This is a genomic window from Arthrobacter sp. 05T442, from assembly GCF_056395945.1.
This window is the reverse complement of record NZ_JBFTKM010000003.1, coordinates 44403-69816: the sequence shown is the minus strand read 5'-3', so window position 1 is coordinate 69816 and position 25414 is coordinate 44403. Positions and strand designations below refer to the sequence as shown.

At 62.2% G+C, this 25414-nt stretch carries 22 protein-coding genes; 8 read left to right on the top strand and 14 right to left on the bottom strand.

Annotated elements, in window-relative coordinates; translation table 11 throughout:
* Positions 1–17 precede the first annotated feature (17 nt).
* Complete coding sequence (locus AC1DES_RS04910; RefSeq protein ID WP_476894566.1) at positions 18–1535, bottom strand: ADP-ribosylglycohydrolase family protein; 1518 nt, start codon at positions 1533–1535, stop codon at positions 18–20.
* On the bottom strand, positions 1532–2497 hold the full coding sequence (locus AC1DES_RS04905; RefSeq protein WP_476894565.1) for an ARPP-1 family domain-containing protein: 966 nt from the start codon (positions 2495–2497) through the stop codon (positions 1532–1534). The genes AC1DES_RS04910 and AC1DES_RS04905 overlap by 4 nt, the downstream gene beginning before the upstream one ends.
* A 95-nt stretch (positions 2498–2592) precedes the next feature.
* On the opposite strand from AC1DES_RS04905, the gene AC1DES_RS04900 reads away from it, so the two are divergent.
* Positions 2593–3264 (top strand): NUDIX hydrolase, encoded by a 672-nt coding sequence (locus AC1DES_RS04900; protein ID WP_476894564.1) that lies wholly within the window; start codon positions 2593–2595, stop codon positions 3262–3264.
* A gap of 76 nt (positions 3265–3340) precedes the next feature.
* Positions 3341–3988, top strand: a complete 648-nt coding sequence (locus AC1DES_RS04895) for a TY-Chap2 family putative peptide chaperone (RefSeq protein ID WP_476894563.1) — start codon at positions 3341–3343, stop codon at positions 3986–3988.
* A 56-nt stretch (positions 3989–4044) separates the two neighbouring features.
* On the opposite strand, the gene AC1DES_RS04890 is transcribed toward AC1DES_RS04895, so the two are convergent.
* Positions 4045–5406 carry an SIR2 family NAD-dependent protein deacylase gene (locus AC1DES_RS04890; RefSeq protein WP_476894562.1) on the bottom strand — a complete coding sequence of 454 codons (1362 nt, stop codon included), beginning with the start codon at positions 5404–5406 and terminating at the stop codon, positions 4045–4047.
* Positions 5407–5777: 371 nt separating this feature from the next.
* Here AC1DES_RS04890 and AC1DES_RS04885 point away from each other — a divergent pair, with 371 nt between their 5' ends.
* The 4 genes from AC1DES_RS04885 to AC1DES_RS04870 are packed head-to-tail and all read left to right on the top strand — an operon-like array spanning position 5778 to position 13171.
* Positions 5778–7235 (top strand): ATP-binding protein, encoded by a 1458-nt coding sequence (locus tag AC1DES_RS04885; RefSeq protein WP_476894561.1) that lies wholly within the window; start codon positions 5778–5780, stop codon positions 7233–7235.
* Positions 7235–10117 (top strand): Z1 domain-containing protein, encoded by a 2883-nt coding sequence (locus AC1DES_RS04880; protein ID WP_476894560.1) that lies wholly within the window; start codon positions 7235–7237, stop codon positions 10115–10117. The genes AC1DES_RS04885 and AC1DES_RS04880 overlap by 1 nt, the downstream gene beginning before the upstream one ends.
* Entirely contained in the window at positions 10114–11097 is a 984-nt protein-coding gene (locus tag AC1DES_RS04875) for a PD-(D/E)XK motif protein (RefSeq protein ID WP_476894559.1), read from the top strand. Before AC1DES_RS04880 ends, AC1DES_RS04875 begins: the two co-directional genes overlap by 4 nt.
* A gap of 1 nt (position 11098) precedes the next feature.
* Positions 11099–13171 carry an AIPR family protein gene (locus AC1DES_RS04870; protein ID WP_476894558.1) on the top strand — a complete coding sequence of 691 codons (2073 nt, stop codon included), beginning with the start codon at positions 11099–11101 and terminating at the stop codon, positions 13169–13171.
* On the opposite strand, the gene AC1DES_RS04865 is transcribed toward AC1DES_RS04870, so the two are convergent.
* From AC1DES_RS04865 to AC1DES_RS04855, 3 genes are all read right to left on the bottom strand, one after another.
* A complete protein-coding gene (locus AC1DES_RS04865; protein ID WP_476894557.1) occupies positions 13161–14615 on the bottom strand; it encodes a DNA cytosine methyltransferase in 1455 nt (484 codons plus the stop codon). The genes AC1DES_RS04870 and AC1DES_RS04865 overlap by 11 nt on opposite strands.
* A 412-nt stretch (positions 14616–15027) precedes the next feature.
* Positions 15028–15807 carry a hypothetical protein gene (locus AC1DES_RS04860; RefSeq protein WP_476894556.1) on the bottom strand — a complete coding sequence of 260 codons (780 nt, stop codon included), beginning with the start codon at positions 15805–15807 and terminating at the stop codon, positions 15028–15030.
* A gap of 10 nt (positions 15808–15817) precedes the next feature.
* Positions 15818–16621, bottom strand: coding sequence for a hypothetical protein (locus tag AC1DES_RS04855; RefSeq protein WP_476894555.1), 804 nt, complete (start codon positions 16619–16621; stop codon positions 15818–15820).
* On the opposite strand from AC1DES_RS04855, the gene AC1DES_RS04850 reads away from it, so the two are divergent.
* A complete protein-coding gene (locus AC1DES_RS04850; RefSeq protein WP_476894554.1) occupies positions 16608–17753 on the top strand; it encodes an HNH endonuclease in 1146 nt (381 codons plus the stop codon). The two genes, AC1DES_RS04855 and AC1DES_RS04850, sit on opposite strands and share 14 nt — an antisense overlap.
* A gap of 8 nt (positions 17754–17761) precedes the next feature.
* Here the strand turns inward: AC1DES_RS04850 and AC1DES_RS04845 are convergent, their stop codons facing one another.
* Positions 17762–18022, bottom strand: coding sequence for a hypothetical protein (locus AC1DES_RS04845; protein WP_476894553.1), 261 nt, complete (start codon positions 18020–18022; stop codon positions 17762–17764).
* Positions 18023–18342: 320 nt separating this feature from the next.
* Here AC1DES_RS04845 and AC1DES_RS04840 point away from each other — a divergent pair, with 320 nt between their 5' ends.
* Positions 18343–19044: a hypothetical protein gene (locus AC1DES_RS04840; protein WP_476894552.1), complete on the top strand. Its 702-nt coding sequence runs from the start codon at positions 18343–18345 to the stop codon at positions 19042–19044.
* A 22-nt stretch (positions 19045–19066) separates the two neighbouring features.
* Here AC1DES_RS04840 and AC1DES_RS04835 read toward each other — a convergent pair whose 3' ends face one another.
* From AC1DES_RS04835 to AC1DES_RS04805, 7 genes are all read right to left on the bottom strand, one after another.
* Positions 19067–20356 (bottom strand): flavin-containing monooxygenase, encoded by a 1290-nt coding sequence (locus AC1DES_RS04835; RefSeq protein ID WP_476894551.1) that lies wholly within the window; start codon positions 20354–20356, stop codon positions 19067–19069.
* Positions 20357–20358: 2 nt separating this feature from the next.
* Positions 20359–20754 carry a TfoX/Sxy family protein gene (locus AC1DES_RS04830; protein WP_476894550.1) on the bottom strand — a complete coding sequence of 132 codons (396 nt, stop codon included), beginning with the start codon at positions 20752–20754 and terminating at the stop codon, positions 20359–20361.
* A gap of 190 nt (positions 20755–20944) precedes the next feature.
* Entirely contained in the window at positions 20945–21394 is a 450-nt protein-coding gene (locus tag AC1DES_RS04825) for a DUF3375 family protein (RefSeq protein WP_476894783.1), read from the bottom strand.
* The gene (locus AC1DES_RS04820) at positions 21357–21782 is read right to left on the bottom strand and encodes a DUF3375 family protein (RefSeq protein ID WP_476894549.1); all 426 of its coding nucleotides are present in this window, start codon (positions 21780–21782) and stop codon (positions 21357–21359) included. Before AC1DES_RS04820 ends, AC1DES_RS04825 begins: the two co-directional genes overlap by 38 nt.
* A gap of 116 nt (positions 21783–21898) precedes the next feature.
* Positions 21899–22474, bottom strand: a complete 576-nt coding sequence (locus AC1DES_RS04815) for an HNH endonuclease (protein ID WP_476894548.1) — start codon at positions 22472–22474, stop codon at positions 21899–21901.
* A 179-nt stretch (positions 22475–22653) separates the two neighbouring features.
* Positions 22654–23946: an ArgE/DapE family deacylase gene (locus AC1DES_RS04810; RefSeq protein WP_476894547.1), complete on the bottom strand. Its 1293-nt coding sequence runs from the start codon at positions 23944–23946 to the stop codon at positions 22654–22656.
* A 108-nt stretch (positions 23947–24054) separates the two neighbouring features.
* Positions 24055–25386 carry an MFS transporter gene (locus tag AC1DES_RS04805; RefSeq protein WP_476894546.1) on the bottom strand — a complete coding sequence of 444 codons (1332 nt, stop codon included), beginning with the start codon at positions 25384–25386 and terminating at the stop codon, positions 24055–24057.
* Positions 25387–25414 lie beyond the last annotated feature (28 nt).

Genomic DNA, 25414 nt, shown 5'->3' with positions numbered 1-25414 from the left:
AAGCTCGTGAATGCAGGCTACTTGGCCGGTGTGACAATATTCACTCGGTGCTCCGGCAGCTCGCCGAGCAGCCGAAGGAACACAGGGTTCGGGTTCGCCCCGGGCAGCACCCGCCGCACATCCTCCAGCGCCTTCATCGGAGACACTCCGGCCACCCTCGCCCCATATAGCGCCGCTACGGTAGGCGTCCGGGACTCGGCCCTGACACAGTGGAGCAGCACCATCTTGCCCTCCGCGCGGAAGCGCTCGACGGCGGCTGCCGCGTCCCGCAGCACAAACCCGGCATGCGCGTTGTCCTCCTCAACTGGCGAGTCGACCACCCAGAATGTCGCGTGGTCCTCCCGGGCAACTGCGGGCGCATCCGAAGTCCCCAGCCGGCACAATGACACCACGGCGTCGATCCCCAAGTCAGGCACTCGCGAAAGGGAGCCGACCCCGCCCAGCCAGACGCCGTCGTCGTGCGGGTGCTGGACCAGGACATCGGTGCGGCCCCACATGCTGTAGTCCTGCCGCTCGGCGCGAGGCCAGGACGCTGGCCGGCGGCCCTCGCCGCGGCCCAGTTCCATGCCGGACATCATCAGGTCGCGGACCCGGAGCCCGGGCCAGCCGTGCAGGCGCCGCCGCCACTCGAACGGCACGGAGGTGTAGCCGTAGGCGGCCCCCAGCAGCCCGCCCGCAATCGCGGCAACGGTATCCGTGTCCCGCCCGCCCCGGACAGCCTCCTCCAGCCCCGCGCGCAGGTGCGCCGGGCCGGACGCTGACAACCCCGCAAGGTGGATCGCGCTCCAGGCCCCCTGGAACGCCTCGACCACCCAGCCGTTGTTGGTGAAGTCCCGCGGCCGGGAGCGCTCGGCCACCTCGATCCGCACCCGCCACACGGCAGCGCGTTCGGGGGACAGCAGGGACAGCCCGGCCCGGACGTCGAGCCGCCCGGTCAGCACGCCCCCGCGGATTGCCACGCACCAGAGGCCGCAGGCTTCCTGGGCGTCCGGGTCGGCGTGGGTCAGCGCGCTGAGCACCCCGGCCTGGGCCATGAGCTCGGCCGGGTCCCGGTCCAGGTAGGCAAGGGCCAGCGGTGCGGTCCGCATCAGCGAGCCGTTGCCGGCGCTGCGGCCGGTGCGGGCATGGAAGTCCGCGGACGCGGCGGAGAAGTCAGCGGCGTGGACCTTCCTCCGTCCGGCATCCGCGGCGAGCCGGCGGGCGGCGGCGATGACGGCACTTGTCTGGGCGCCAACGTCCTTGGCGTCGGCCGCCCATGCCGCCCAGGCCCGGACCACCATGGTGAGCGCCGCGGGGGAGGAGGACCCGGCGTCGGACGCTGCCTCAAGCAACGCCTGGGCGATCGGGACGGCCATGGAGGTGTCGTCGGTCCACTCGGCCGGCGCGAACCCGAACGGCCCGCCGCCCTTCATGGTGACTTCGGCGCCGTCCGGCAGCGGTGCGCCGAACTCGTAGCCGGCTCCGAGGGCGTCGCCGGCGGCCAGGGCGACGAGGACGCCGGCCGCGCGGTCATTCTGCAAAGGGGTCAGTTTCATGCCATCTCCATCAGGGGGTGTTGGGTGTTCCAGCCGGCCAGGTGGGCCAGCTGGGGTTGGCGCGTGGGGAGCTCGACGGCGATGCCGGAGACCGAAACTGTGCCCACGGCACGGGAGACATTGCGGCTGCGGAGCGAGCCGTGGATACGGACCTCGACGGCCGCGGCGCCGCCGTCGAAGGTTCCGAAGTCCATCGCCTGGACGTGGGCGGCGAAGTCGCGGGCCCGCTGACCCGGCATGGGACCGGACGCCAGCGCCTGGGGCGGGAGGAGCTCCAGGTCCAGCAGCGCGGAATCGATCAGCTGCCGGTAGTGGCGGCGGAACAGGGTATTGGTGCCGAAGACCTCCAGGAGCAGCGGCTGCTGTCCCAGACCGATCACGACGCCGCGCTGGCCTTCCAGCGCATCCGGGGCGTCCGCCGCATCGAACCGGTTCCGCACGTTCCGGCCCTCCGTGAAGAGGTCCATGTGCTCGAGCAGAGAGCTGGTCGCCGAGGCGCCGCGGGCTGCGTCGAAGCGGCTGACCCGTTCCCAGATGCGGCCCTGACGGTTGCCTCCGCGCTGGCTGTCGGGGACGTTGGCAAGCTCTGAACGGACGTTCAGCGGGGCGCGGCGTGCCTGCCGTCGGTGGCTGGTTTCCCCGGCTTCCCACCGGCCGGCCTCGACGCAGAAAGTGTCGATGTCGCGGGTTTCGCTGGGGCCGAGGACGACGTCGCGGGCGCAGGTCCGGTGCTGCTGTCCGCCCTCGAGCAGCTCGCCTTCCAGCAGGAGCGCCGGGTGCGGGCCGTTGTTGGTGACGGTGAGCCGGGGGACCTGGGCGCCGCTGGCGAGCTCGGTGACGGCGACGTCGGCGTGGGTGCCGGAGCTGATGCCGAGGCTGCCGGACCCGGAGGTCCAGACGGGGAAGATGCTGAGCGGGCCGAGCCTGCTGCCGGCGCCGACGTGGAGCTGTGGAACCTTCATGATGGACCTCCAGATTGATTTAATGCACTTCTGCGCTAATTTATTCCAGTATGCACGGCTTGCATCTTTAGCGCAAGACTGCGATAAATAATGTTGTGAAGGATTCGAACAACGGCGCCGGCTTGTCCCTGCTCGATTACCCGCGCCCCTCGGTGGCGGTGGACACAGCCGTGCTGACGGTGTCGGAGGGCAGCGTGTGCGTGCTCCTGGTGCAGCGGGGGGAACCCGACCAGCACGGACGGTGGGCGCTGCCTGGCACGTTTCTGCGCGAACGCGAGACCCTGGCGGACGCGGTGCTGCGGTCCCTGCGGGAGAAGGCTGGCATCTCCGGGCGGGTGCCGCGCCAGTTGCAGGTCTTCGACGAGCCGGGGCGCGATGACCGCGGCTGGGTGCTGTCGGTGGCGCACGTGGACGTGGTGCCGCTGGCGGGGCTGGGGGAGGCGATGAAGTCCGACGGCGTCCGGCTGGCTTCCGTGACTGGGGAACCGGAGCTGATCGCCTCGCTGCCGTACGGCCACGCGGAGATTGTGGCGAAGGCGGTGGAGTGGCTGCGGGCTGCCTACGCGGAGGCGCCGGATCCAGGAGAGCTGCTGGATGAGCCATTCACGCTGCGGGATCTGCGGGAGCTGCACGAGGCGGTGGCGGCCGAGACGCTCATGCGCGATACGTTTCGGCGATTCATGGAGCCGAAGTTGACCGGGACCGGGCAGATGTCCGACGGGACCCGGGGAAGGCCGTCGCGGTTGTGGGTGCGGCAAGGGGAGTAATGACTTCTCCGCGAGGCGCTCGGGCTAAAGCCGGGCTACGGCATGAAGAATGATTTCATTACATTAAGGGAGCGCCATGATCTACGCACAGCACAGGACACTTCTGTATCGTCACATCAACGCGTTGTCCTGGCGGGTGGCAAGTGAACTGAGTCGGCGGGACCCGGGTCTATACATTGCACTGACCGGCGATGGCGGTTCGGCGAGTCAAGCTGACTCGTTGATGATGGCAAATACGAGCGGGCCCGACTACCAAGCGCGTCGGCAGGGTTCGGGTTTCACTGCTGGTTCCGGTGGGGACTTCCAAATTTCGTGGGACCGGGCCTTGAATATGCCAAGTGCTAGGGCGATTGCTATTGCACTCGAGAAATCCCAAGGTATTCACCGCCCTGAGAAGTCGCCGACGACCGCTCCGAGGGCTCTCGGCTATCGCGTGATGGCGTCGATGTTGGAGCTGACCCTCGGGGATCGTTCGGACTGGTCAACTCAAGAACTCATAGGTGGACCGCTGGATCCAGAGTCGTCCGCCACACGCGATCGACTGCAGTCGTGGGAAGACACCCGCTGGGCGCTAACTCGGGCGGGCGAAACAGTTGCCCGTCTGGACAATTTTGGCTGGTTGGAAATTGACGATCGGCTTATCAATCTCCATTCCAGGTACCGGGAGCTCAATGGCGGGTTGTATCCACTGGTGCTAGAGATATTTGGCAGCACGCTGCCGTAGTGGGGCCGGTGGTTGACTCTGACGTCCACGTCCTGAGTAGCCACGTCAGCATTAAGCTAAGACGCGTCGCCCAGACCCAGTTCTCGGAGGGCCTTGTCGAGCACGCCCCACACTTCAGCTGTTCTGGCTGATCGCTTTTGGCCGGCGAGGGCAAGGAGCTGCCGCCGCAAGTCGAGTTCGTCGTCGTCGAGGCCTTGATTGTAAGCGGGCGCCAGAAGATACGAATGATTGTCGGTGGCGTAGGCGGCCATCATGTCCAGGAAGATCTCTAGCTCCCGTCCGGCCGTCACGAGGGCTGTGTGCACGTCAGCCGGGCCCATGTCCGGCGCCGGGGCGCCGGACATGGGGAGGATGTCCAGTTTCCCTACCCAGACCAGTTTTTGCAGCGGTTCATGGAAGAGCGAGAGTACCGTGCCCATTTGGTGGTTCTTGGAGGCGTTGTTCGGCAGCGCGCGCCTGACGTCGTGGACGATCTCATGGAAATGGTCGTCAGCAAGCCCGAACCCGACGAACAGCAAGTGATGGGTCAGAAGGTGCGCCTTGACCAGCGCGGACAGCGCGTCGCGGTTGCTGTTATAGCCAAGGTAGTCGTCACGGGTCAGCACGATGCTCTCAGGCTGGCTCACCGACCCGTGGAGTTTCAGCAGCCAGTCATTGCCGACTGCGGGAATGTTCTCCGGCACGACAGTCCGTGGCCGCTGGGCGTCGCTGCAGGCAGTTTCGAAAAGCCGGTCATAGTTCAGCGTGATCGCCCCCGTGGAGGGGAGAGCGGCGAGGAGTGCCGGCGCCAGCCCGTATCTCGGCAAGTCGACGGCGTCCGCCACCGCCTGACCGAACGCCTCCGGGGAGCCATGCTGGTCGGCGTAGAGCTGCTCGAGAACCCCGGCCTGGTCGAGCGGGCCCAGCCCGTAGAAGGCGTCTGCCTCGGCTTCCTTAAGGTGGACACCGGTCCTCAACTTGTCGAGAAGCTGGCCCCAGCTCGGAGCTCCGGCGCTGACGCTGACGCCTGCGCCGAGAAAGGGCACCAAGTGTCCGGCCCCTGCAATCTGACCAAGGGACTTGGCTTTCTCCCTTAGGTGGTCGCCGAGGGAAGGCCAGGACCCGCCGTCGGCTTCCGCCCGCCTCAGCTTCTGGGCCAGTGAGAACGCTGCTCTGTCCCTCAGTACCAGGACGAGGTCCACGCCATAGCGGGCCGCGAGTTCGCTGGCGGCGTCTAGGACCGCGCGCAGAGCAGCGCCAAGGTGATTCCCGGCCCCGCCCCCGGCGGTCCCAAAAAAGGGCAGCGCCAGGAGGCGATAGGGTCGGCTATCTGGATCCGGAACGGCAGACGTCGCACTGGTCACGAACGCTTCCAGCCGTTCGACGACGTCGGTGGGTCCCCAACCGCCGTCGAAGGGGACGGCAGTCAGAATGGGCAATGGTTCCGATGGGTCCCACGGGGAGATCGGCTCGGCTAATAGTCTCCCATCTCGGAAATCCCTAGAGGCAGACGCCGTCGCCAAACTGCGAAGGCCGGGATGCGCTGTCAGCCAATGCTGCTCGATGTGAAGGCTTGAGTCAGTTGGCAGTAGCCATGCGTCGCATCTGAGATGCAGGATGTCGGCCATCGCTACGTACACGTGCGGGTTGGTCATGGACCCTGTTTATCAGATGCAACTCGCTCCCTACGACGTTCAGGGCGCTTCGGCGACACCGTCTTCATGACGCCGAGATATGTCGGCCCCTGCAGCTATTGTTATCTCACCATCGAGCGATCTTGGCCGACGGACATGGATGTGTGGGGGAAAGATTGACTGAAACGATAACCATGGTGCCCGATCCGCACCTCATGGAATCGATGCGGGCCGTGGGTTACACCCTCGAAACGGCCATCGCCGATTTAATTGACAACTCGATAACGGCTCGCGCATCGCGCGTTGACCTTCTCTTCTCCGGCGAAGGGGAGGGCTACGTTGCCGTCATTGACGACGGCGATGGCATGAGTGCCGCCGAAGCGCAGAACGCCATGCGGCTGGCCGGAAAGAGTTCGCTTTCTGGCAGGGCGGCCACTGATCTGGGACGATTTGGGCTTGGCTTGAAAACGGCGTCCATATCTCAATGCCGGGACTTGACTGTCGTTTCCAAGAAGGATGGCGAGCTCCACGGTTACCGATGGGATCTGGACTACCTGATACAAACCGGCACCTGGAGCCTGCTCCAGCTGTCTGAAGGCGAATGCCGGGATCTTCCAGAATTCGCTGAACTCGAGAAGAAGCCTACGGGGACGTTGGTGCTCTGGCGGAAGCTTGACCAGCTCGAAGCCATGACCGGAAATCTAGGTAGCGGGCTCGACGAGAGCATGGTGCGCGTGCGCAAGCACTTGGGCCTCGTATTCCACCGGTACCTTGCGGGGGAGCACGGTAGCAAGTTTGATATCGCTATCAACTATCGCGAGATCGAAGGCTCAGACCCCTTGCTTCAGACTCACAAAGCGACTCAGGCTGGTCCGGTCGAAAAGATTCATGTCGAGGGGGAAGTTATCGAACTTCGTCCTTTCACACTTCCACATCTAAATAAGCTCAGCAGTGCGGACAGACAAAGGGCTCAAGTTGATGGGTCCTTAAGAGACAGCCAAGGGTTTTACATATACCGGGGAAAGCGGCTCGTTATCTGGGGCACATGGTTCCGCATTGCTCCTAAACAGGAGCTCGGAAAGCTGGCGCGGGTGAGGGTGGACATCCCCAACACCCTGGATCATTTGTGGGCGTTGGATATCAAGAAGGCTCAAGCCGTTCCTCCGCCTGCCATCAGAAACCGGCTGCGGCAAGTTGCGGACAACATCGTCGGTCCGAGCCGGCGCGTTCACGAGTATAGAGGGCGGCGCGCTGCCCCCGGGCCCGTAAGCCACCTCTGGGATGTCGTCGATGACCGGACGTCTTTCCGATACGAAATCAATCGAAATCACCCGGCGGTCGTTGCCCTGGAGGGGAGCATGACATCTGATGACTCGGCACTGTTGGGGTCGCTGATCACCATGCTGGAGCAGTCGTTTCCTGTGGAAGACGTTTACAACAGACTCGGTCAGGACGCTATTCATGCCCCAAACGCTGCGGACGATGCCGAGTTGAGCATGTTGGCGGCATCCCTTTGGGAATCGCTCAGCGGCCCGCTCGGCTCAGAGCTGTTTGTGGATTCAATGCTCAACGCTGAGCCCTTCAATAGCCACCCCCGCGCCCGCGGAATTCTCGAGAATGCGATAAAGAACTGATGACTATTCCCAGTGTGGTTGTGCCTCTCTCCGTTTTGGAAGGTGCAGTCCTTGGCCTTCTCGAAGACCCCGAGACAGGGGAAACGCGTATGGGTCTCAAAGAAGAGGACGTTAGGAAGGCCTTCGACACGTTCAAGCCAGTTCTGCGAACTGATGCCACCGAAGACGACCTGGAGCAGCTGTTCCGACACGTGCTGGCCTCCGTGAGCGCGGATATCTCGGGTCCGGGTGCGGGCCCAGTAACCAAAAACGACCATGTACCGTGGCTCAAAGACGTCAAATCTGGAATCAACTGGCGCCGATGGCGTGCCTACCGGAAGATGCTGTCCAAGCAGGGACGATCCGGGCGGGTGCTGGAGAGGCTGGACAAGTTCACGGACGACGTTCTCGACCTCGCCGGCGATCCCCAGAAGGCAGGTCGGTGGAACCGCCGTGGGCTAATCATCGGCGACGTCCAGTCTGGAAAGACGCAGAACTACTTGGCGCTCATCAACAAGGCAGCCGACGCGGGGTATCGTTTGGTCATCATCCTCTCGGGTAACACCGAATATCTCAGGCGCCAGACGCACGAAAGGGTAGACGAAGGCTTCATCGGCAGGGATACGCGGCGCGTAGGCACGGCCAAGGGAGCTGTCCTGAAGGACCTGCATATCGGCGTAGGAAAGATAGACCAAGAGGTTGCCAATGCCACGAGCTTGACGACCGTCCTTATGGACTACTTGCAAGCAACCAAGAATGGCATTGACGTACCTCTTCCTTCCAACTCCTCAGGACCTCTCGTGTTCGTCTTAAAGAAGAACAAGTTCGTCCTAGACGCGGTCAACGGTTGGGCCCGCGGTAAGTCCAATAGCCAAGGAAGCATCGATCTTCCCGTGCTGCTCCTGGATGATGAATCGGACTACGCGTCGGTCAACACGAACCAAGCGGAAGATCCCACGGCCATCAACTCGTCGATACGAAAGATTCTGTCCCGTTTCACGCGGTCCTCCTACGTGGCGATTACGGCAACGCCTTTTGCCAACATCTTCATAGACTACGAAGCGTCCGGAATCGTAGACGAGGACGGCGAAGCGGTGGACGATCTCTTCCCCGAGGACTACATCTACCCCTTGGAGGCTCCCAGCAACTACATCGGAATTCGGGCAACGTTCGGAATCGACGATGACGACCAGCCCGAGTCGGTGCAGTATCTAACGGATGCCCAACAGTGGATACCCGTCAAGCACAAAAAGACTCAGCAGGTGCACGCTCTCCCCGAGAGCCTCAAGGAAGCCGTGAGGACTTTCCTCTTGGTCAACTGCATCCTCGACAAGCGAGTAAAGGCGCCTACTCGGCGTTCAATGTTGGTAAACGTGTCTCGATTCACTGACGTGCAGGATGCAGTTGGCGACCTCTTGACCGAAGAACTTTACCGGTACCAGTCAGCCATCGAGCTCCACGCCGTGGCGTACTCCGATGGGAGAAAGAATGCAGTTCTCGATGAATTGAAGGACACCTACGAAAAGCACTTTGGGAAGGAGACCCAAGGATGGGAGTCCGTGCTTGCCAACCTTCACAAAGCTGTAGCGGACATCCGGGTCAAAGTCTACAACTCCAGTGTCGACAAGGCGGAGGATGAAGATTATCAAGAGGATGTCCCGCAGAGGCAGATCGCAGTCGGCGGCGACCTACTCAGTCGAGGACTCACTCTTGACGGATTGGTGGTCAGCTACTTCCATCGGAGCGTGGGTGCAGCCGACACCATGATGCAGATGGCCAGATGGTTCGGCTACCGCGACGGCTTCCAGGACCTTTGCCGCTTGTGGATAAGTGAAAAGACCGCCGCTGACTACCGGTTTGTGGGTTCTGCCATCCAGGAGCTTCGAGAAGATCTCGCCCACATGCGTCGCAACAACATGACTCCCCGGGATTTTGGACTCGCGGTTCAACAGCACCCGGAATCGTTGCTCATCACGGCGCGCAACAAGATGAAACACACTGTGCAATACGAAAAGGAGGTCAATCTGCTTGGCCGGAATCTGGAGACACGGAAGATCTCATCGTCTCTAGATGTCCAAGCAAAGAATTTCCTTGCGACACAAAAACTGGCGAACGCGATGCTGGCTTCAGGATGCCCAACCGACGAGACCGACCGTGGATACACGCGGTTTAGAGAAGTACCCAAGGAGCTAGTGGCAGATCTACTACACAGCTACAAGGCTGCTGACGATGACATCTTCTTCACGGGCAGCGGACTGGAGAGGATGGTCAGGGCGAGCCTAGGTGAGCAGTTCCAAACATGGGACGTGATCTTCATGAATGGTCCGAAGAAAAAGGGGGACGCCAAGCTGCCAAGTTTGGCTGACCTCGTGCCTGGGAACTCAGTGTTCAAGGCTGGCCGCGCTTTAATGCTTCGGCATCTGACAGCTAAGGACGGCGCGCTGACCGGGTCATCACTCTGGGTGAGCGGAAAGAAGACGAGGCTCGCCGGAAGCGACGATCTGCGTAGAGTGTTGGATACGGATGTGCAAGCAAATATTGCTGCCGCGTACTCCGATAACAAAGACGCGGAAACGGTCGAGGCGACGGGTTCCGGGCTAAGCGGTTCTGTTCCGGAGCGTGCAGTTTACCGGTACCTCCCTCGCCCCCAGCTTATGATCTACGCCTTGGAGCCGACTGGTGAAGTTGAGCCAGCTGACGGCCTATCTAGGACGCCCGAGATCATCGAGTTGATGAAAAATTTAACTAAAGCGGCCAAGGAACCTGAGTCTGCGTTCATCGCTCTCAAGATTGCCTTGCCCACCTCAGATTCGGATTACAACAGCAAAAACGGGCGAGTTAAGTACATCCTGAATAAGGTGGCACAGAAGTACTGGATGGCCGATTACGAGGAGCTAGCGTGACAGCCTTGACTTGGACGCTGGAGCGCTGGAAAGACGAAGTCCGCCAGGGACTTGTAACCCTGAGGGAGCTGGACCCTTCGCTATCAACGCGTATGGTCTACGGCGCAGACGAAGTGGGAAGACTGAGTTTTGGGCTCATCACTCGACAGCCGCCGGGCTTGCCGCAGCTTTCGGACGCTGTGTCGATTGTGAGAGCGGAGCGCGACCACGATGGGACTTGGATCCTCTTGCTCACTTTGGAGGATGCCAAGTTCAGCGAGGTGTTCATGCAGCTGTGTGGCCATGTGCATGCCAAGGTGTCCGAAGCCGTGACTGAAACTGCAGGAATCTCTACTGCGATGGAGTGCTTTGCCGAGTGGCGCCAGCTCTTTCAAGCCTCGAAGAGGCGGGTACTCAGCATGGAGGAATGTAGGGGTCTGTTCGCCGAATTGGACTTTGGATTCAACATCTTGAGCCAGAGGGTCGGATCGTCCGTTGTTGTCGAGGGATGGCAAGGTCCGTACGGATCCGACCAAGACTTCCAGTTTCTAGACGTACATTACGAAGTCAAGAGCCGGCATGCCACGACCCACGCTCTGAGGATCGCTTCGGAGTACCAGCTCGACGGCGACAACATAATCCTCGTCTCCGTCGAAGTTGCCGACAGTGCGAAAGCTTTGCCTGGATTCAAATCCCTGACTGATCTGGTTGCACAGTCCAGGGACTCGGTGGCTCTTGACGGCGGAGATGTGGGAATTTTTGACAGCGCGCTTGATGAGCTTGGTTTCGATCCAAGCGAAGAAGTTTACCGTCAGACCCACTTCAGCACTCGCGGCCTTGACTACTATGCGGTCACTGACCAATTTCCCCGCATCATTCCACGAACGGTCGCAACTGGCGTCTCGGGCGTCAAGTATCGACTAGATCTGACAGCCCTCGATGAGTTCGCAATTGACGGAGAAGCGGCGTTTAGCCCAATGAAGAGCTACGAGGACATCTAAATTGAACGTTCAGAGTTACCACGAGAATTTACTGGCGTCCGTCGGGTCTTTGGCCGACGCGGAGGGTGAGTTCACCGCGACCGCCTTTGCCCGCCATTCTGCCGAACTTCTTACGGAGGCGGGCGAGTTCGACGACGTCGTCACCTTGGATTTCGAGGGGACCGGGACGAATCGGCGCAGGCTGAAGGTAAATGGTTACGACCTCGATAATGCGGACAACAGCGTGGCGCTGATTGCAACGATTTTCCTTGGAGCGCCGGAGATTCAAGTCGTGTCGTCACCGGACGCCAAGGGAGCCCTGAAGGCACTTCAGTATTTCTTGGCCGAATCGCTTGACGGAAGCTTCCTAGAGGGCAGGGAAGAGAGTTCGGCCGCGTACCAGCTGGGTTACGACCTGCGCAATCGGGGTGCCAACGTCTCGCGCTACCGGCTCTACTTGCTGACGGACGGGCACCTGAGTGATCGGCTTCGAGAGCTTCCCAGTGAGACGCTGAACGGCATTCCGATTGACTACCTGCTCTGGGACATTAACCGACTTCATCAGCTCCATGATTCGCAAAGTGGGCGAGAAGCTCTTCAGATCGATCTTAGGGAGTGGAAGGCTGATGGGCTCCCCGCGCTAAAGGTTGAGTCCACCCCAGAGTTTGCCACCTACCTCGCGTCCGTGCCCGGTGGCGTCCTGGCCGGTTTGTACGGAAGGTACGGCAGCAGACTACTGGAGAGCAACGTACGTTCGTACCTAACCAACAGGGGGAAGGTGAACAAGGGCATTCGGGAAACCATTTATTCGGCACCGCAGAACTTCATGGCGTTTAACAATGGTGTCACAGCGACTGCCACATCAGTGAAGGTTGATGAGGGCCGGTCAACCATTCTGACTATTGAGGACCTTCAGATTGTTAACGGCGGCCAAACTACCGCGTCGCTCTTTTTCGTTGACCGGGAGGCCAAAGGCAAAGCCGTTCTGGAGAATGTCTTCGTGCCCATGAAGCTCGTGGTCGTGGCGCCGACTCTGGCCAGCGAGCTGGTGCCGAGCATCTCAAGGTTTGCCAATAGCCAAAACGCTGTGAGTGCTGCAGACTTCTTCTCGAACAGTCCTTACCACGTCCGTGTCGAGGAGCTTTCCAGACGTGTCCTTGCCCCGGCCGTCGCGGGTGCTACGTACAATACGAAGTGGTACTACGAGCGAACTCGGGGCCAGTACGAAAACGAAAAGAACAAACTTTCCAAAGCGGAGGCATCCCGTTTTGAGAAGCTTTACCCCAAGCACCAGAAGTTCGACAAACCTGCCTTGGCCAAGTTTGTGATGTCGTGGCAGCAGCGTCCCCACATCGTCAGCGCTGGAGCGCAGAAGAACTTCGTGGCGTTTGCAGACATTGTCCAGAAGGCTTGGGAGAAGGACGATTCGTCCTTCAACGAGAGCTATTTCAAGGACGCTGTAGCTAAGGCAATTATGTTCTCTGCCATACACTCGGCTGTCAGGAAAGCCTCTTGGTATCAGCAGGGCTACCTTGCCAACATTGTCGCTTACACAATGGCAAAAATGGCCAGCCTAGTCGAAGACCAGGGCCGCGGCCGGATGATGGACTTCGACCTTATTTGGCGCGCCCAAGCAGTGCCTGGGAACGTCGTCGATGTGGCCCTTGAGATTGGCGAGGCTGTGCAGCAGGCACTTACAAGCGAGCATCGTCCGACCAAGAACGTTACGGAGTGGGCCAAGAAAGCTGACTGCTGGGCCTTGGTGCGAGCCATGCCGATGCGCCTTCCCGAGACTTTCCTGACGGGTCTCGCGGATCCTTCTGCTATCGCGCAGAAGCGGCGGACAGCCAGGGACACCCAGAAGATTGACGACGGGATCAACCAGCAAAAGCGAGTCTTCGAAATACCCAAGGAGCAATGGCTGGAACTCCGTGAGTTCACCTTAAGCAACGGCGTCGGCAGCCCCACGGATATGAGTATCCTCGACCTGGTCACGGGCAGGAAATCAGGATTCCCGACCGAGCGACAGTCTGCAAGACTGCTCACACTTGCAGCAGCAGCCAATTCGAAGGGCTTCCAGACCTTTACTCCGTAAGAGACCCCAGCATGTCGGCTACGAGATCACCGATCTGCTTGGAAAGGAGCGGGGGCACGGCGTTCCCCACCTGGTGGAATTGCTGAGTCCTGGGCCCTTCAAAGAAGTAGTTGTCAGGGAAAGACTGGAGACGCGCGGCTTCACGAACTGTGAAGCTGCGCGTCTGCTTTGGATCCGGATGGATGTAGTAGTGCCCATCTTTGGAAATGTGTGAAACCACTGTCGTGGCTGGGGCATCCCAAACCTGCACTCTAAAGCGATCTGTGAAGGGTGTTCCCACTTTGCCAATGTTGCGGTGCTCGGGATGGAGCGATGCCGGCAAATCGGTGTACTTCGGACTCTTGCCGAGTCGTTCAGCCAGTTCCGCCATCACGCGATAGCGCGCTAGGTCCGAAACCATGTGGGCACGGGGCTCGTGCTGGATTGGAGAGCCGAGCCTCTCTTCATGGATCCACGCTTCATATGCGTCCACGGCGAAGGTCCCGGCTTTTGCAGGCTCCGGTTTGGCCCCCACTTCGAACATTTGCAACCCGTCCAGTGCTTCCGTCTGGACAGCCTGCCAGTCCAGATCGATTTTCGGCCTTCGCTTAGAAGTCTCCGCACGTACGCTAGGCATCGTCTGGAGGGCGGCTCGAACTGTGACTGCTCCATCAGCTTTGTTGAGTACTTGTCGAGGAACGTTGGCTGCGACGTCAGTCCGAACGCCAAGCAGGATCACGCGGTGCCGCTTCTGTGGCACGCCGTATTCTTCGGAGCGAATGATGAAGTCCGCCGGATCCAATTCGTGGGGTTCGGCGTCTACCACAAGAGAACGGATCTCGTAGCTCGCCCCACCAGGGAGACGCTTGAGGTCACCTAGGATCGTTTGGAACATGCTGGTGTCGCCATTCTTCGACGAGAGCAGTCCCTTGACGTTCTCCATCACGAAGATCGTTGGCTTGAACTTGCCAAGGATATGGAGGTACTCACGGTAAAGGAAATGCTTGTGGTCCGATGAGAAGGATTCATCTCCAGTCCTGCGGGACCGCCCAGCAAGGGAATACGCCTGGCAAGGCGGCCCGCCGATGAGAGCCCAATGTCCTCGCTCTTCCTCCGGTCCGAGCTGACGTTGGATGAAGTCATCCACCTCGGGGCGGTTGTCCTCGCCGAGCTCGACTTGGTAGACGTGGGCTTTCGCCGCCAGATAAGCCTCTTTGAAATCACCCGTGAGAACGGACTGCCACGTCTTCTGGCCTCGGATGTAATCGAAGTAGGGACGCAGATCGCCCCCCGATCGAAGCAGCTCTCGGTACGTTGCTCGCAACCGAAGCGTCTGGCATGCAAGGCTATCCATCTCGAACGACGCCAACGTCTTGAAGACGAAGTTGCCCCGCTCATCCCTGACGCTGGAGAATCCTTCGTTCAAGCCTCCGGGCCCGGCGAAGAGATCAATAATTGGAAACACGTGCACCCCTTGATAACTGACACTCCAGGATACCAGGTCCGGCCGACATTCAAGTCACACGGAGGATCTGCCCACAAAACGGCTCACTTTTCGACCAAGGCTGACTAGTTCGGCGCAAAGACCGCGATAGTCCGCGCCGGGGGGAGTAGTTTCATGCGCGCCGATGGGTACTTGTCGTCGCGATCAGTGCCACAAAATGCGAAACGCGATGGAGCAACTGACGCCGGGGTTGTCCATAAATCTGCAGGATCCAGGTGATGGCGTGCCGCCTACTGGTGCTGTCAGGCAAGGGCCCGGAGCACTAGACGGGCGCGGCCAATGGTCCTGCAAAGCTTCACTGACTCGCCTTCCCTCTGAACTCGGGTGGTGGCCCCAAGCCAAACGGGGGAGAGAGTTTGCCACGCCTGTGACTTTAGGAGCGTCCTTCGAGGTAGTGGCTGGTGAACTGGTTTTCTCGGAGGAAGGACTTGACGGTGGCTTCGTTGTTGCTAGTGAAGTCGACGCCGTATTCGGCTGGATTACTAGTGGCCGGGCGATCCCAAAGGGGGCAGGCGACCCACCTCTTGGCGACCTTCCTGACGGCTGCATGCAGTTCCGGGGTCCATTCAGGCGTGTGGCACGCACCATACTTGGGGCGGTCGTCGAGTGAGAGTGAACGGTAAACCTCTTCGACGAGGGCGTCATTGAAGACTCTGTGGCATTCTTTCCACCACTTCGACTTGAGGCTGGCGTCCAGATTGGTGGGACCCTTCATAGCAGGGCTGCTGAAGATCTCGTCGTCGAGGATCTTCACGAGGGACAGTAGATTGGTCAGCTCCGCTTCGCGGTAGTACTCCGTGGAGTTGAATGGCGTCGGGTCGGCCTTGAGCATGCAGTACATTTCGAGGAATGTTTTCCAAGAGCCCTCGGCTAGTCCTGCCTCGCCCCACTTCTCTCGGTACCCCTCCACGTCAATGAACCTAGTGAGACCCCCGGCCAAGCGCGCGGCCACGTCGGCCGGCTTCTGGCCCGTCCACGTGGTCTTTTCCGAGGCGTTAGGGTCTTCCTCCAGCGCACGTTCAATTTCGGCGTGGCTGATGATCCCCCATTTGAGGGCCTTGGCGCTGTAAGGGTACTGAATCTGGCGGACATCATCGTGGAGACGGACCAGGATTTCGTAGAGCCTTGTTGTGTCCGGGGTAGTGGCAGTCATGTCTGTTCTCCTAGAATTCGGTGCTAACGCGGTCGCGGAGGGCGCATTCATCGCCCGTTTTGATGTCCCAGATCATGATGGGCATCGCCGCTTCGACGCCGAAAGCGAGTGTGTGCGACGTGGCCCTGTGGTTGCCATCGAAAATAATCACGTGCCCGCACTTGTCAATACGGGCGTTGACGGGGGCGAACATGGGAAAGCCGTCGATCAAGAAGGTCTCGACCATCTTTTGGACGGTCTTCTTGGTTGCCTGCCGCACCTGGGATGTGTCGTCGGTGAAGACAAGTTTGGGGGGAAGGGTGGTCAGGAAGCGGTTCCACACTTGTCCGTTGCGTTCCTCGGACACGACTGGGTAGTCCTTGCCGAGGAAGGCAACCGTCGATCCTTTCCATTCTGCCGGCAACTTGTATTGGCGGCCTCCGGCCTTCCTGCTTGGGTTCTCATAGACATCGTCGATGTAGCTTGCGAAGCGAGCCGCCATGCGGGCCCTGAGAACTTGGACGTAACCTCCGCGGGAGGTGAACTTGTTGCCCCGTGAGGCATGGCAGTTCCTCTTGATGGACTCCTCAAATTCCGGATCCTCCGGACGTGCCCCACCAGCGGCGGCATGGATTGGTAGGACATCCGATCCCACCGCGCCGTCCATCGACCCAACGTTCCCGTAGGGCTGCTGATAATGATCGAAGTGGATTTCCCGAAGCTCATATGCGTCAAACCCTGCGTGATTCAACCCCAAGTCTTCACAGACGTAGCACTTCTTGCCTTCAATGAGCGCTTCTTTCTGCGCCCTCGTGTACCGCGTGCGTTCTGCCACTATTCCTCCTCGTTCGAAAGACCTGCAGACGACACCGTACATTACGATTCTGGAAAGTCTCCAGCTGGAAATTATTGCTTCTGGAGAAAATGATTTCTGGGAAAATCTCATCGTGGCGAGGTCTTTAGGGTACATTGGAGCCCACGGAGGGCGGCAGCAGATGACGGCATGGCTAATGATTGTGGCTGGGGAAGACCGGCAGCATGGGGGAAACGACGGTTACGACGACCACTTGGAGTCGTACTACTCGTGGAACGAATCGGTTCCTAACGCACGCAACGTGCGGATAGGAGACCAGCTCGTTTTTTGGGACAAGGAGTGGCTCCGCGGAGCCGCGGTGGTGGAGGACATCGTCGAAACCGCCGCAGAACCTGTCCGGAAATACGCCTGCCCCTTCTGTGGAGGGCGACCTAAGGCGCGAAAGACCCAGACCCCTGTTTGGAAATGCCAAGCGCCCGGATGCGGCAAAGCTTTCCCGGAACGGAAAACATGGGTTGAGGAGCTGAGAGGTTTCCAAGCTCAATACGAGAAGTCGTGGGTGAGTCTCGAGGGCTTGCTCAGCGGTAAGGAGCTCCGGGCTATGGCCGTGAGCCCAGGAAGCCAGCACGCCATGCGCGAGCTGCGGTGGGACCTTTTTTCCAGCGAAGTCGATCGCCGGCGGTCAGGAGTGCTAGAGCGCATGACCAACGACATACGAAAGAACCTCATGGGTGGACACAAGGCGTCCACCGTCAAGGTGCGAGTGGGGCAAGCGAAGTTCCGTGAGGAACTTCTTCGAAAGTATGGAGCGGTTTGCGCCTTCTCGGGCCCCTCGCCCGTCGACGCTCTCGAAGCCGCCCACCTGTACAGCTTCGCGACGAATCCGCAACATGACTTAGACGGGGGCGGTTTCCTACTCCGTCGAGACTTGCACCGTCTTTTTGATCGTGGCCATATGGCGGTCAACCCGGCAAATTCCACTGTCGAAGTCAGTTCCCAATTGGAAGCTTTCCCGGAATATTCACGCTTGGCCGGGAAGGCACTGCACGTGGAGCTCACGTCACAGCATTGGGAGTGGTTGGTACAGCACCGTCAAGGCGTCTGGAAGGGTCGCATAGGTGAAGACCGGGACCGCCTCGTTCAACTCGTGTAAGTCAGGCTTTACCCAGCTGACAATTCCAGGCCTTCTGCCGCTGCGCGCGGAGCCACACGCCGAAAATACTCGGCCGTGAACCGCCCGCGGGAGGTCACTACCCTGGAGTGGCCCTCCGCCCTGGAGATCCGGGCGGCCTCCGTGCCCAGCTGCATCGGTGCCGCGAACCGCTGCGCATAGTCGCGAAACAGGCCAATGACGGCGTCGCGGTGGAGGAAGGCATCCGGCTCGGGACCGTCGTCGGTCAGCCCGACCAAAGCATCCGCCACTCCAGTTCCTGGTGTTCCACGCGGTGCCGAGCTAGTATGGCCAGCGCTGCCTGCCGACCCCGACCCTGGTTGCTTCGGAAGTTGCACGAAGGGCCGCGCACCGAAGCGGTGGGGCTGGTCGACTCCTTTAGAACCGAAGGCCCGGTTCCCGCAAAAGTGCGGGACACTGGAAGTACCGACCACGAAAGCGGGCCACCTTGTTTAGTCCAGCAGGATGCCGACGGCTTCACGCGGCTGACCTCTGCTGCTGACTCCATGGGACTGACCGGGCCGGGGGCGCCGGCCATCTCGATCCGCTGCTGTATCCGTGGGACCCGCCCGTGGCCTCGGGTGTCATGGACGGCAATGATTCCCGGCCCCTTGAGCTTTCAGTCGGGCTGGATGAAGCCCTAGCGCAGGTCAGCGCCGCGCCGCTGGAAGCCCGCTCCCTAGTGGTCTCCATCGGCTCGAATTCAAGCGCCGACGTGTTGCGGCGGAAATTCGCCAACTACCACCAGCCCGTCAGCGCGGTTCTGCCGCTGGTCCGGGGGCAGCTCCACAACATCGCCGTTGGCCACTCCGCCCACGTGAGCAAGGCTGGCTACATCGCAGCCGCCCCGTATCCGCTGATGGGAGAGTGCACAGCGGTCTGGCTTTCGTGGCTGGACGATGTCCAGCTGATGACCCTGAACGAAACGGAGCCCAATTACCGGCGGATCCGGCTCGACGCCGAGGCCTGCCCGCTCGTGGCGGACCACGGGGATCGTCCGGAGGAGTTTTCGCTTTTCACCTCGCGCTGGGGTGTGCTGACCGACGGCAACGGCGGGAAGCTTCCCTTCCTCGACCAGCCTGCCCTCTTCGGGCTCCTCGCCGGCAGCGGCACCGGCGACCTCCTGGAGGAGGGGAAATCCGTGTTCGACGGGCCGCCGGAGCTTGTTGCTGAGCAACTCGCGATGCCCTCGGTCCGGGCCTGGGCCCGGGAATGGTTCAGCGCGGCCGGCCTCGCCGCGCCCGTGGACTTCGACAGGCCTTGCGCGGGGTAGGCACGCCTCTGGAACGCCGCCTTCACCGGGCGGCGATGTTCTGTGCATTGTTCTCCGCGATGTGCTGCGCAATGTACTCGGCATCGCGGCCCACACCCGCCACGATGGACGAGCCGTGCCCGGTCAGCCACGGCAACCCGACGGCGTACAAGCCCGGGTATTCGGTGACGCCGCGGTGGTGCCGGGGGTAGTTCCATTCGTCCAGCACCGGGATGTCCAGGATGCTGAAGTCCAGCCGGTAGCCCGTGGCCCAGAGGACCGACGTGACGTTGGCGGCGTCGAGGTTCAGCCGCGCCGACTCCGAAGGAAGCCAGTCGTCCTTCCGCGGCGGCTCCGGTTCCGGTGCGGACATGCCGGTGGCGGCAATATAGCTGTCGAACATCGGCTTCATCCGCTGGTAGAACGCCGCCTCCACCAGGGCCAGGCGTTCCGGAAGGTCATCACTGAAGACGAGGTCGCCGTCGTCGGCTGCTTCCAAATGGCCGTGCAGCCGGACGCCGCGCCGGCCGAGGTCCCGCAGGTGGATGTCGTGCCCGCCGTCGGCGCCGGACACCAGAGGGTTGCAGGCGAACCTCGCCGCGGGGGAGGGCAACTGCCCCACGGTGAGGCCGTTCAGTCCGTAGTCGGGGCCGAATTGTGCAAGCTGCATCATCCAATAGAGGAGGTCCTGGCCGCGGTACCGGCGCGGCGCTTCCGGGCACGTGGACACCGCCAGGTGGTTTTCGCGGCCGACGGCGAGCAGTTCCTCGGCGATCTGGCCGCCGGACTGGCCGGTGCCAACGATGAGCACGGCACCCTCGGGCAGTTGGCCCGGGTTGCGGTAGCTATGGGTGTGAAGTTGCAGGATGTGGCTGGGCAGTTGCGCCGACAACGCGGGGATTTTCGGCTTCTGGTAGCCACCGGTGGCGAGCACCACGTTCCGGGCCCGCCAGCTGCCCTGGGTTGTGGCCACGTTGAAGCCGCCGCCCTCCGCGGGCGCGATACGCGTGACATCCGCACCCGTGCGGACAGGAGCGCCGATGCTCTCCGCATAGTGCCGGAAATGCTCGATGAGGTCATCCCGCAGCATGAATGCCCCCGGGGCGGGGCCGTCATACGGCATGCCGGGCAGCGCGAGCGAGAAGTTCGGCGTGTTCAGGCAAAACGCGTCCCACCGGTCCTGCCACGCCCCGCCAAGCGTTTCGCGCCGTTCCAGCAACTGATGTTCGACGTCGTGTTGGGTGAGCCAGTAGCTGGTGGCCAGCCCGGCCTGACCGGCCCCGACCACCAAAGTGTTGACGTTCGTGTCCGGGTCTTCGACGTGGGATTGCATGTCTATTCCCTTGAAGCGTTCGCCTTCGGAGCCTTGGGGGCTTTTGGAGCCTTCGGCGGCAGTCCGGCCACGTTCTCGAAGGCTTTCTCCACCCAGGCCCGTGCCCGTGCCTCATCACCGTCGCCCTCGGCGTTCCAGACTTCCGGCAAGCCGGTGTAACCGCCCATGGGGCGCTCGGACGGCCCGAACGGAACCGTCCGCTCGGTACCTTCTAGCAGCTCCTTGTCCACCTCGGCCAGCTTCACGCCCTTGACGGGGCCGAACAGGCCGGCGAACATGTTGCCGTGGACGAACGCCCCGAGGTTTCCGAACATCGGCTTGACGACGACGTCGGAGTGGTCAGGGAGCACTGAGCGGAAGTATTCCTTGTCGGCGTCGGACGCTTTCGGCATTTCCATGGGTCTTCCTCCGGTAACTGATGGTCACGGACTGGTCTTCCTGCAGGATATGCCCGCGGCCGGGCCGGGTACAGGTGGTCGGCCTGCAGGCGCTGCCTCTACGACCACCGGCTCCGACGCTCATCTTTTGAACTGGATGGAAGCTCGACTTCCGGGGCAGCGCCCGCGGCCGCGGAATCGGCTTCCCTGCTCAACGACAGGGGAGGAGCCTTTCCAGCGCCCAGTTCCAGCGGATTAGTTCCTGTTCCAGTCTGACTGATTTGCCGAAGGAGTCTTTGCCCAACGCCTCGTAAAGCGCAGACTCCTCAGCCGTCAGCCTGCTGAGCGCAGCACGGGACGGAGCCGGTTCGGTGCCCCACACATCACGGTGCGCCAGCAGCGTGTCCTCGTCCATCAGCACGCTGGCTACGTGGGGGTGTACGGCCCGGAGCTGGTCGAGGATCCGGAAGCCGTGGGTGTCCAGGTCACCCCAGTACCGGAAGTGGTCCAGGGCCTCCGGGGCTGTGATGACCCTGATGTTGCCGTCCCGGATCCGCTGCATTTCCGCGTCGATTCCGTCACGCTGCCACTGGAGTTCGGCCAGCCGGACTTCAGGGTCCGTCTCAGACTGCTGGACCAGGGCCTTGAGGACGGCGAGGATGCTGGCCAGCCGCGACTGGGTGGCCAGGAAAGTCCCGGCCGCGCAGGCTTTCCACGTCCTCGGCCGCGGCGGTGAGATCGTAGCGGGGCTCGTCCTGGCCGGGCACGTAGTACACGTAGTACTTGCGCAGCCAGGCACGCTCGGGGGCTGCCCAGTCGTCCAGGTACTCCGACGCCGGGCGGGGGAACTTGTCCTCGCCGAGGGCGTCGCGCAGGCCGAACAGGACGTCATCCAGATGGTCGATCAGTTCCTGGCGGCCGATGTCCCGCTGGTTGGGCCCGGTGAAGGCCCTGATGAAGAAGGAGACCGCCAGCGGGGCGTTCTGCGCGCGCAGCAGCGACCATCCCGCGTGGTTTTCACGCAGCGAACTGATTGCGTAGTAATCCATCGTGTCCTTGATGCTGCGGTGAATGCTGAGGGTTGAGGCCTAACGTACATGCGACCACAGACATCCTGTGGAGGAGAAGTCGACGTCCCTATTTTAGTGCGGGGTGGGGCCGGCGCTCAGGGGAGCGGCTGCCGTTCGCCGACGCTGACGGCGCTGCCGGCCGTTACATAGTCCCGCCGGCGTCGTTCGAGCCTATCCTGCTGGCCGGGTGAGGGAATCTTGGCACTCTTGGCTCGGTTGCACTGCGCGCAGGCTGCGGCGAAATTTTGCACGCTGGTGGATCCGCCCTTGGACCATGGGTAGAAATGGTCTCCGTGCTCAGCGGGCCGTGAACAACGGCGCCGGAACGCCGCTTCCATCTCACATTGCCCGCCAGCCCGGGCCATACCCTCGCGACGCTGCTGGCGAGTGAAGCGTCGGACCGGATCCCGGCGTCGGACGTCCCGGGCGTTGATGACGGCGGCAACGATTGTCAGGACGACGGCGAACACGCCTGGCAGCGTGACAGCTGCAACGACGCCATCGAACATACCGCGCAAAACCTGGGTGGCTGAAGACGGTGCGACCATGGAACGAACCTTCGCCTTCGGCATGAGCGACAGGACGGCCGAGGCGAACAACCACACCGTCACCGCCATGAACGCCAGGCGAAGACCCTGGCGGGTCCAGTAGATGCGCTTCAGTTCCACCATCGGTCCATTCCCCCAAATGAGCTCCAGCCGGCAGCGAAGCTGCGCCGCCAATGAAACAGATCGTACCGCCCCGGGCCCATCATGCGGTGGCGCGCAGCGGCGCCAAGGCTGTCACCCGAGCCTCAACCCCTTGCGTTCCGGAACGTCTGCACCTGACCAGGGTCGGCGCCGTCGTCCGTTTAGCCCTCCGGAGGGGTCTCCTGCCGCTCGTCAACGCCGCACCAGCTGGCGATGAACAGGGCGATACTCTTCGTGATCCGGCGGATGGATTCCACCGACACCCGCTCGTCGAACCCGTGGATCGACTCCGAAACGGGGCCGTACACCAGGGCCGGCGTCTCGGCGTAGAGGGTGAAGACGCGGCCGTCCAGGTAGCCGGGCGTGGTGAAGCTTTCCAGCTCGCGGCCGAACACCTCCGCATGCGTGCGCTCCAGCATGGCCTCGGACTCGCTGCCCGGTTCCAGCACGTAGCCTTCCGAGAAGAAGCCGGTCTTCACGCCGACAGCGCTGATCGGGGCGGGCCCGCGGCCCAGAAGTGCCAAACACTCCTGGAGTTCAGCCCAGGCATCCTCGGCAGTTGTGCCCGGATAGATGGCCGCCCGCACATCGAACTCGCACCAGGCCGGAACGCTGGAGGGCCAGTCCCCGCCGGCGATCCCGCCGAAGTTGAAGTTGATGGGGTGGTCCAGGTCCTCGAAGTAGCGGTGCTGCCCCCGGTCCGCGTTCCACTTTTCCTCGACCTCGCGCAGCGCGGACATCGCCGTATACGCAGCGTCGATGGCGTTGAAGCCGGTGCCCATCTCGCGCGGATGGGTCGGGTTGCCGGTGACCCTGACCTTGAACCAGAGCACGCCCACGTTGGCGCGCACCAGCATGTCCTCCTCGGGTTCGGGAATGATCACCGCGTCGGCGCCGTAGCCGCGCATCAGGGCGGAAAGGGAGCCGTTGCCCGTGCATTCCTCCTCGACGACGGACTGGAAGTGGATGCGGCCGGCCGGCTCGAACCCGGCGGCGCGGACGGCGTCGAACGCGAAGAGGTTGGCCGCGAGCCCTGCCTTCATGTCGCCTGCGCCGCGGCCGTACATCCAGCCGTCGATGATGGGGGCGTCCCAGGGGTAGCGTGACCAAGCCTCGGACGGGCCTTCGGGGACGACGTCGATGTGACCGTTGAGGATGAGCGAACGGCCGCGCTCGGCGGCCGGGCGGTACGTGCCGACCACGTTGGTCATCCCCTCATAGGAAACCGTCACCGGCCCGAAGCCCTCATGGGTTGACAGCTCCTCGGCGTTCAGCTCCCACCGGTCCATTTCCAGGCCGCGGCCGGCCATGGCCCCGTACATCAGGTCCTGAGCGCTGCCCTCCCGGGTGCGCAACGACGGGTGCCTGACCAGGTCCTGGGTGAAGGACAGCTGCGCGTCGAAGCCGGCGTCGACGGCGTCCAGGATGCGACGGGTTTGGTCGTCACTGAGCATGTTCGTCTCCTAACGAACGGGGAGCCGTCCGCCGGACGGCTCCCCGATTTTGGTGGTTGAGCATTCGATTGAGGGTGGGCCGCGGCTTAGGGTCCGCAGCCGTCCGCCTTAGCTGCTGGCGACGAGCTTCTTGTCCTGGACGCGCAGGCGCTCGCCGAAGAACCCGCCGACGGCGGTGAGCAGCGAGATGATCACCAGAATCAGGGCCGCACCCCACGACTGGTTGTCCGAGATGCCCAGCATGGCGGTGGCCAGCAGGGGCATGAAACCGCTGGTGGCACCGGCGATGTTGTAGCCCAGGGCCACGCCGGAGTATCGCAGCTTCGGGGGGAAAAGTTCGGTCAGCAGGGCGCCGTTGACGGCGTAAGCCACCGCAATGAGCATGATGCCGATGGTGATGGCCAGAGTGATCATCAGCGGGGATTTCGTGTCGATCATCGCGAAGAGGGGGAATGCCGTGACGGCGCTGACGATGCCGCCCCACATGGTGACCTTGCCCGGGCCGATCTTCTCGGCCAGCCGGCCCATGAGGAAGGTGACACCGATTTGGGCGACTGCGGCAACCAGCGTCGCGTTGACCATGACGTTCCGGTCCACCTTCAGGGTGTTGGCGCCATAGCTGACCACGAAGGTGGTGATCATGTAGAAACCGCCGACGCCGAGCAGGGCGGCGAGGACTGCCACCAGCAGGCGGCCGCCGGCGTGGCGGAACACGTCCAGGGCCGGGACCTTGGAGGTTTCGCCTTGGGCGAGCAGGTCCTTGAAGATGGGGGATTCCTCGACCTTGAGGCGGATCCAGAGCGCGATGCCCAGCATCGGGAAGGCCAAGAGGAACGGAATGCGCCAGCCCCAGGCGTCAAAGGCTTCGGACGGGAAGAGCAGGACCAGCGAGAAAGCGCCGGAGGCCAGCAACGTCGCGACCGGCGAGCCGACCTGGACCAGCGCGGCGTACCGGCCGCGCTTTTCGACCGGGGCATGCTCGACGGCCATGGTCACAGCGCCGCCCCACTCGCCGCCGACAGCCAGGCCCTGGACCAGGCGCAATACGGCGAGCAGGATTGGCGCGGCCAGGCCGACGCTGCCGAAGTCGGGCAGCAGGCCGATGAGGGCGGTGGCTGCGCCGATCATGACGATGGTGATCAGCAGGGCCGGCCGGCGGCCGTAGCGGTCTCCGATGTAGCCGAAGATGACGGCGCCGATCGGGCGGGCGGCGAAGCCGACGCCGAAGGTGGCAAAGGAGGCCAGCAGGGCCGCGGTGGGGTCCATGTTGGTGAAGAAGAGCCGGTTGAAAACCAGGGCCGCGGCGGTGCCGAAGAGGTAGTAGTCGTACCACTCCAGTGCAGTGCCGACGAAAGCGGCGCGGGCGATTTTTCCCGCGTCCTTGCCGGAAATGACAGGCGGAGCACCTGTGGCGGGGGAGAGCGAATTTGAGGTCGTCACTGCGTGGGCCCTTTCGAGCGGGGTGGAG

What these genes read in the sequence shown, in the direction of transcription:
- AC1DES_RS04910 (WP_476894566.1), bottom strand. Translation starts at nt 1,535, where the DNA reads ATGAAACTGACCCCTTTGCAGAATGACCGCGCGGCCGGCGTCCTCGTC.
- AC1DES_RS04905 (WP_476894565.1), bottom strand. Translation starts at nt 2,497, where the DNA reads ATGAAGGTTCCACAGCTCCACGTCGGCGCCGGCAGCAGGCTCGGCCCG.
- AC1DES_RS04895 (WP_476894563.1), top strand. Translation starts at nt 3,341, where the DNA reads ATGATCTACGCACAGCACAGGACACTTCTGTATCGTCACATCAACGCG.
- AC1DES_RS04880 (WP_476894560.1), top strand. Translation starts at nt 7,235, where the DNA reads ATGACTATTCCCAGTGTGGTTGTGCCTCTCTCCGTTTTGGAAGGTGCA.
- AC1DES_RS04860 (WP_476894556.1), bottom strand. Translation starts at nt 15,807, where the DNA reads ATGACTGCCACTACCCCGGACACAACAAGGCTCTACGAAATCCTGGTC.
- AC1DES_RS04835 (WP_476894551.1), bottom strand. Translation starts at nt 20,356, where the DNA reads ATGCAATCCCACGTCGAAGACCCGGACACGAACGTCAACACTTTGGTG.
- AC1DES_RS04830 (WP_476894550.1), bottom strand. Translation starts at nt 20,754, where the DNA reads ATGGAAATGCCGAAAGCGTCCGACGCCGACAAGGAATACTTCCGCTCA.
- AC1DES_RS04820 (WP_476894549.1), bottom strand. Translation starts at nt 21,782, where the DNA reads ATGGATTACTACGCAATCAGTTCGCTGCGTGAAAACCACGCGGGATGG.
- AC1DES_RS04815 (WP_476894548.1), bottom strand. Translation starts at nt 22,474, where the DNA reads ATGGTGGAACTGAAGCGCATCTACTGGACCCGCCAGGGTCTTCGCCTG.
- AC1DES_RS04810 (WP_476894547.1), bottom strand. Translation starts at nt 23,946, where the DNA reads ATGCTCAGTGACGACCAAACCCGTCGCATCCTGGACGCCGTCGACGCC.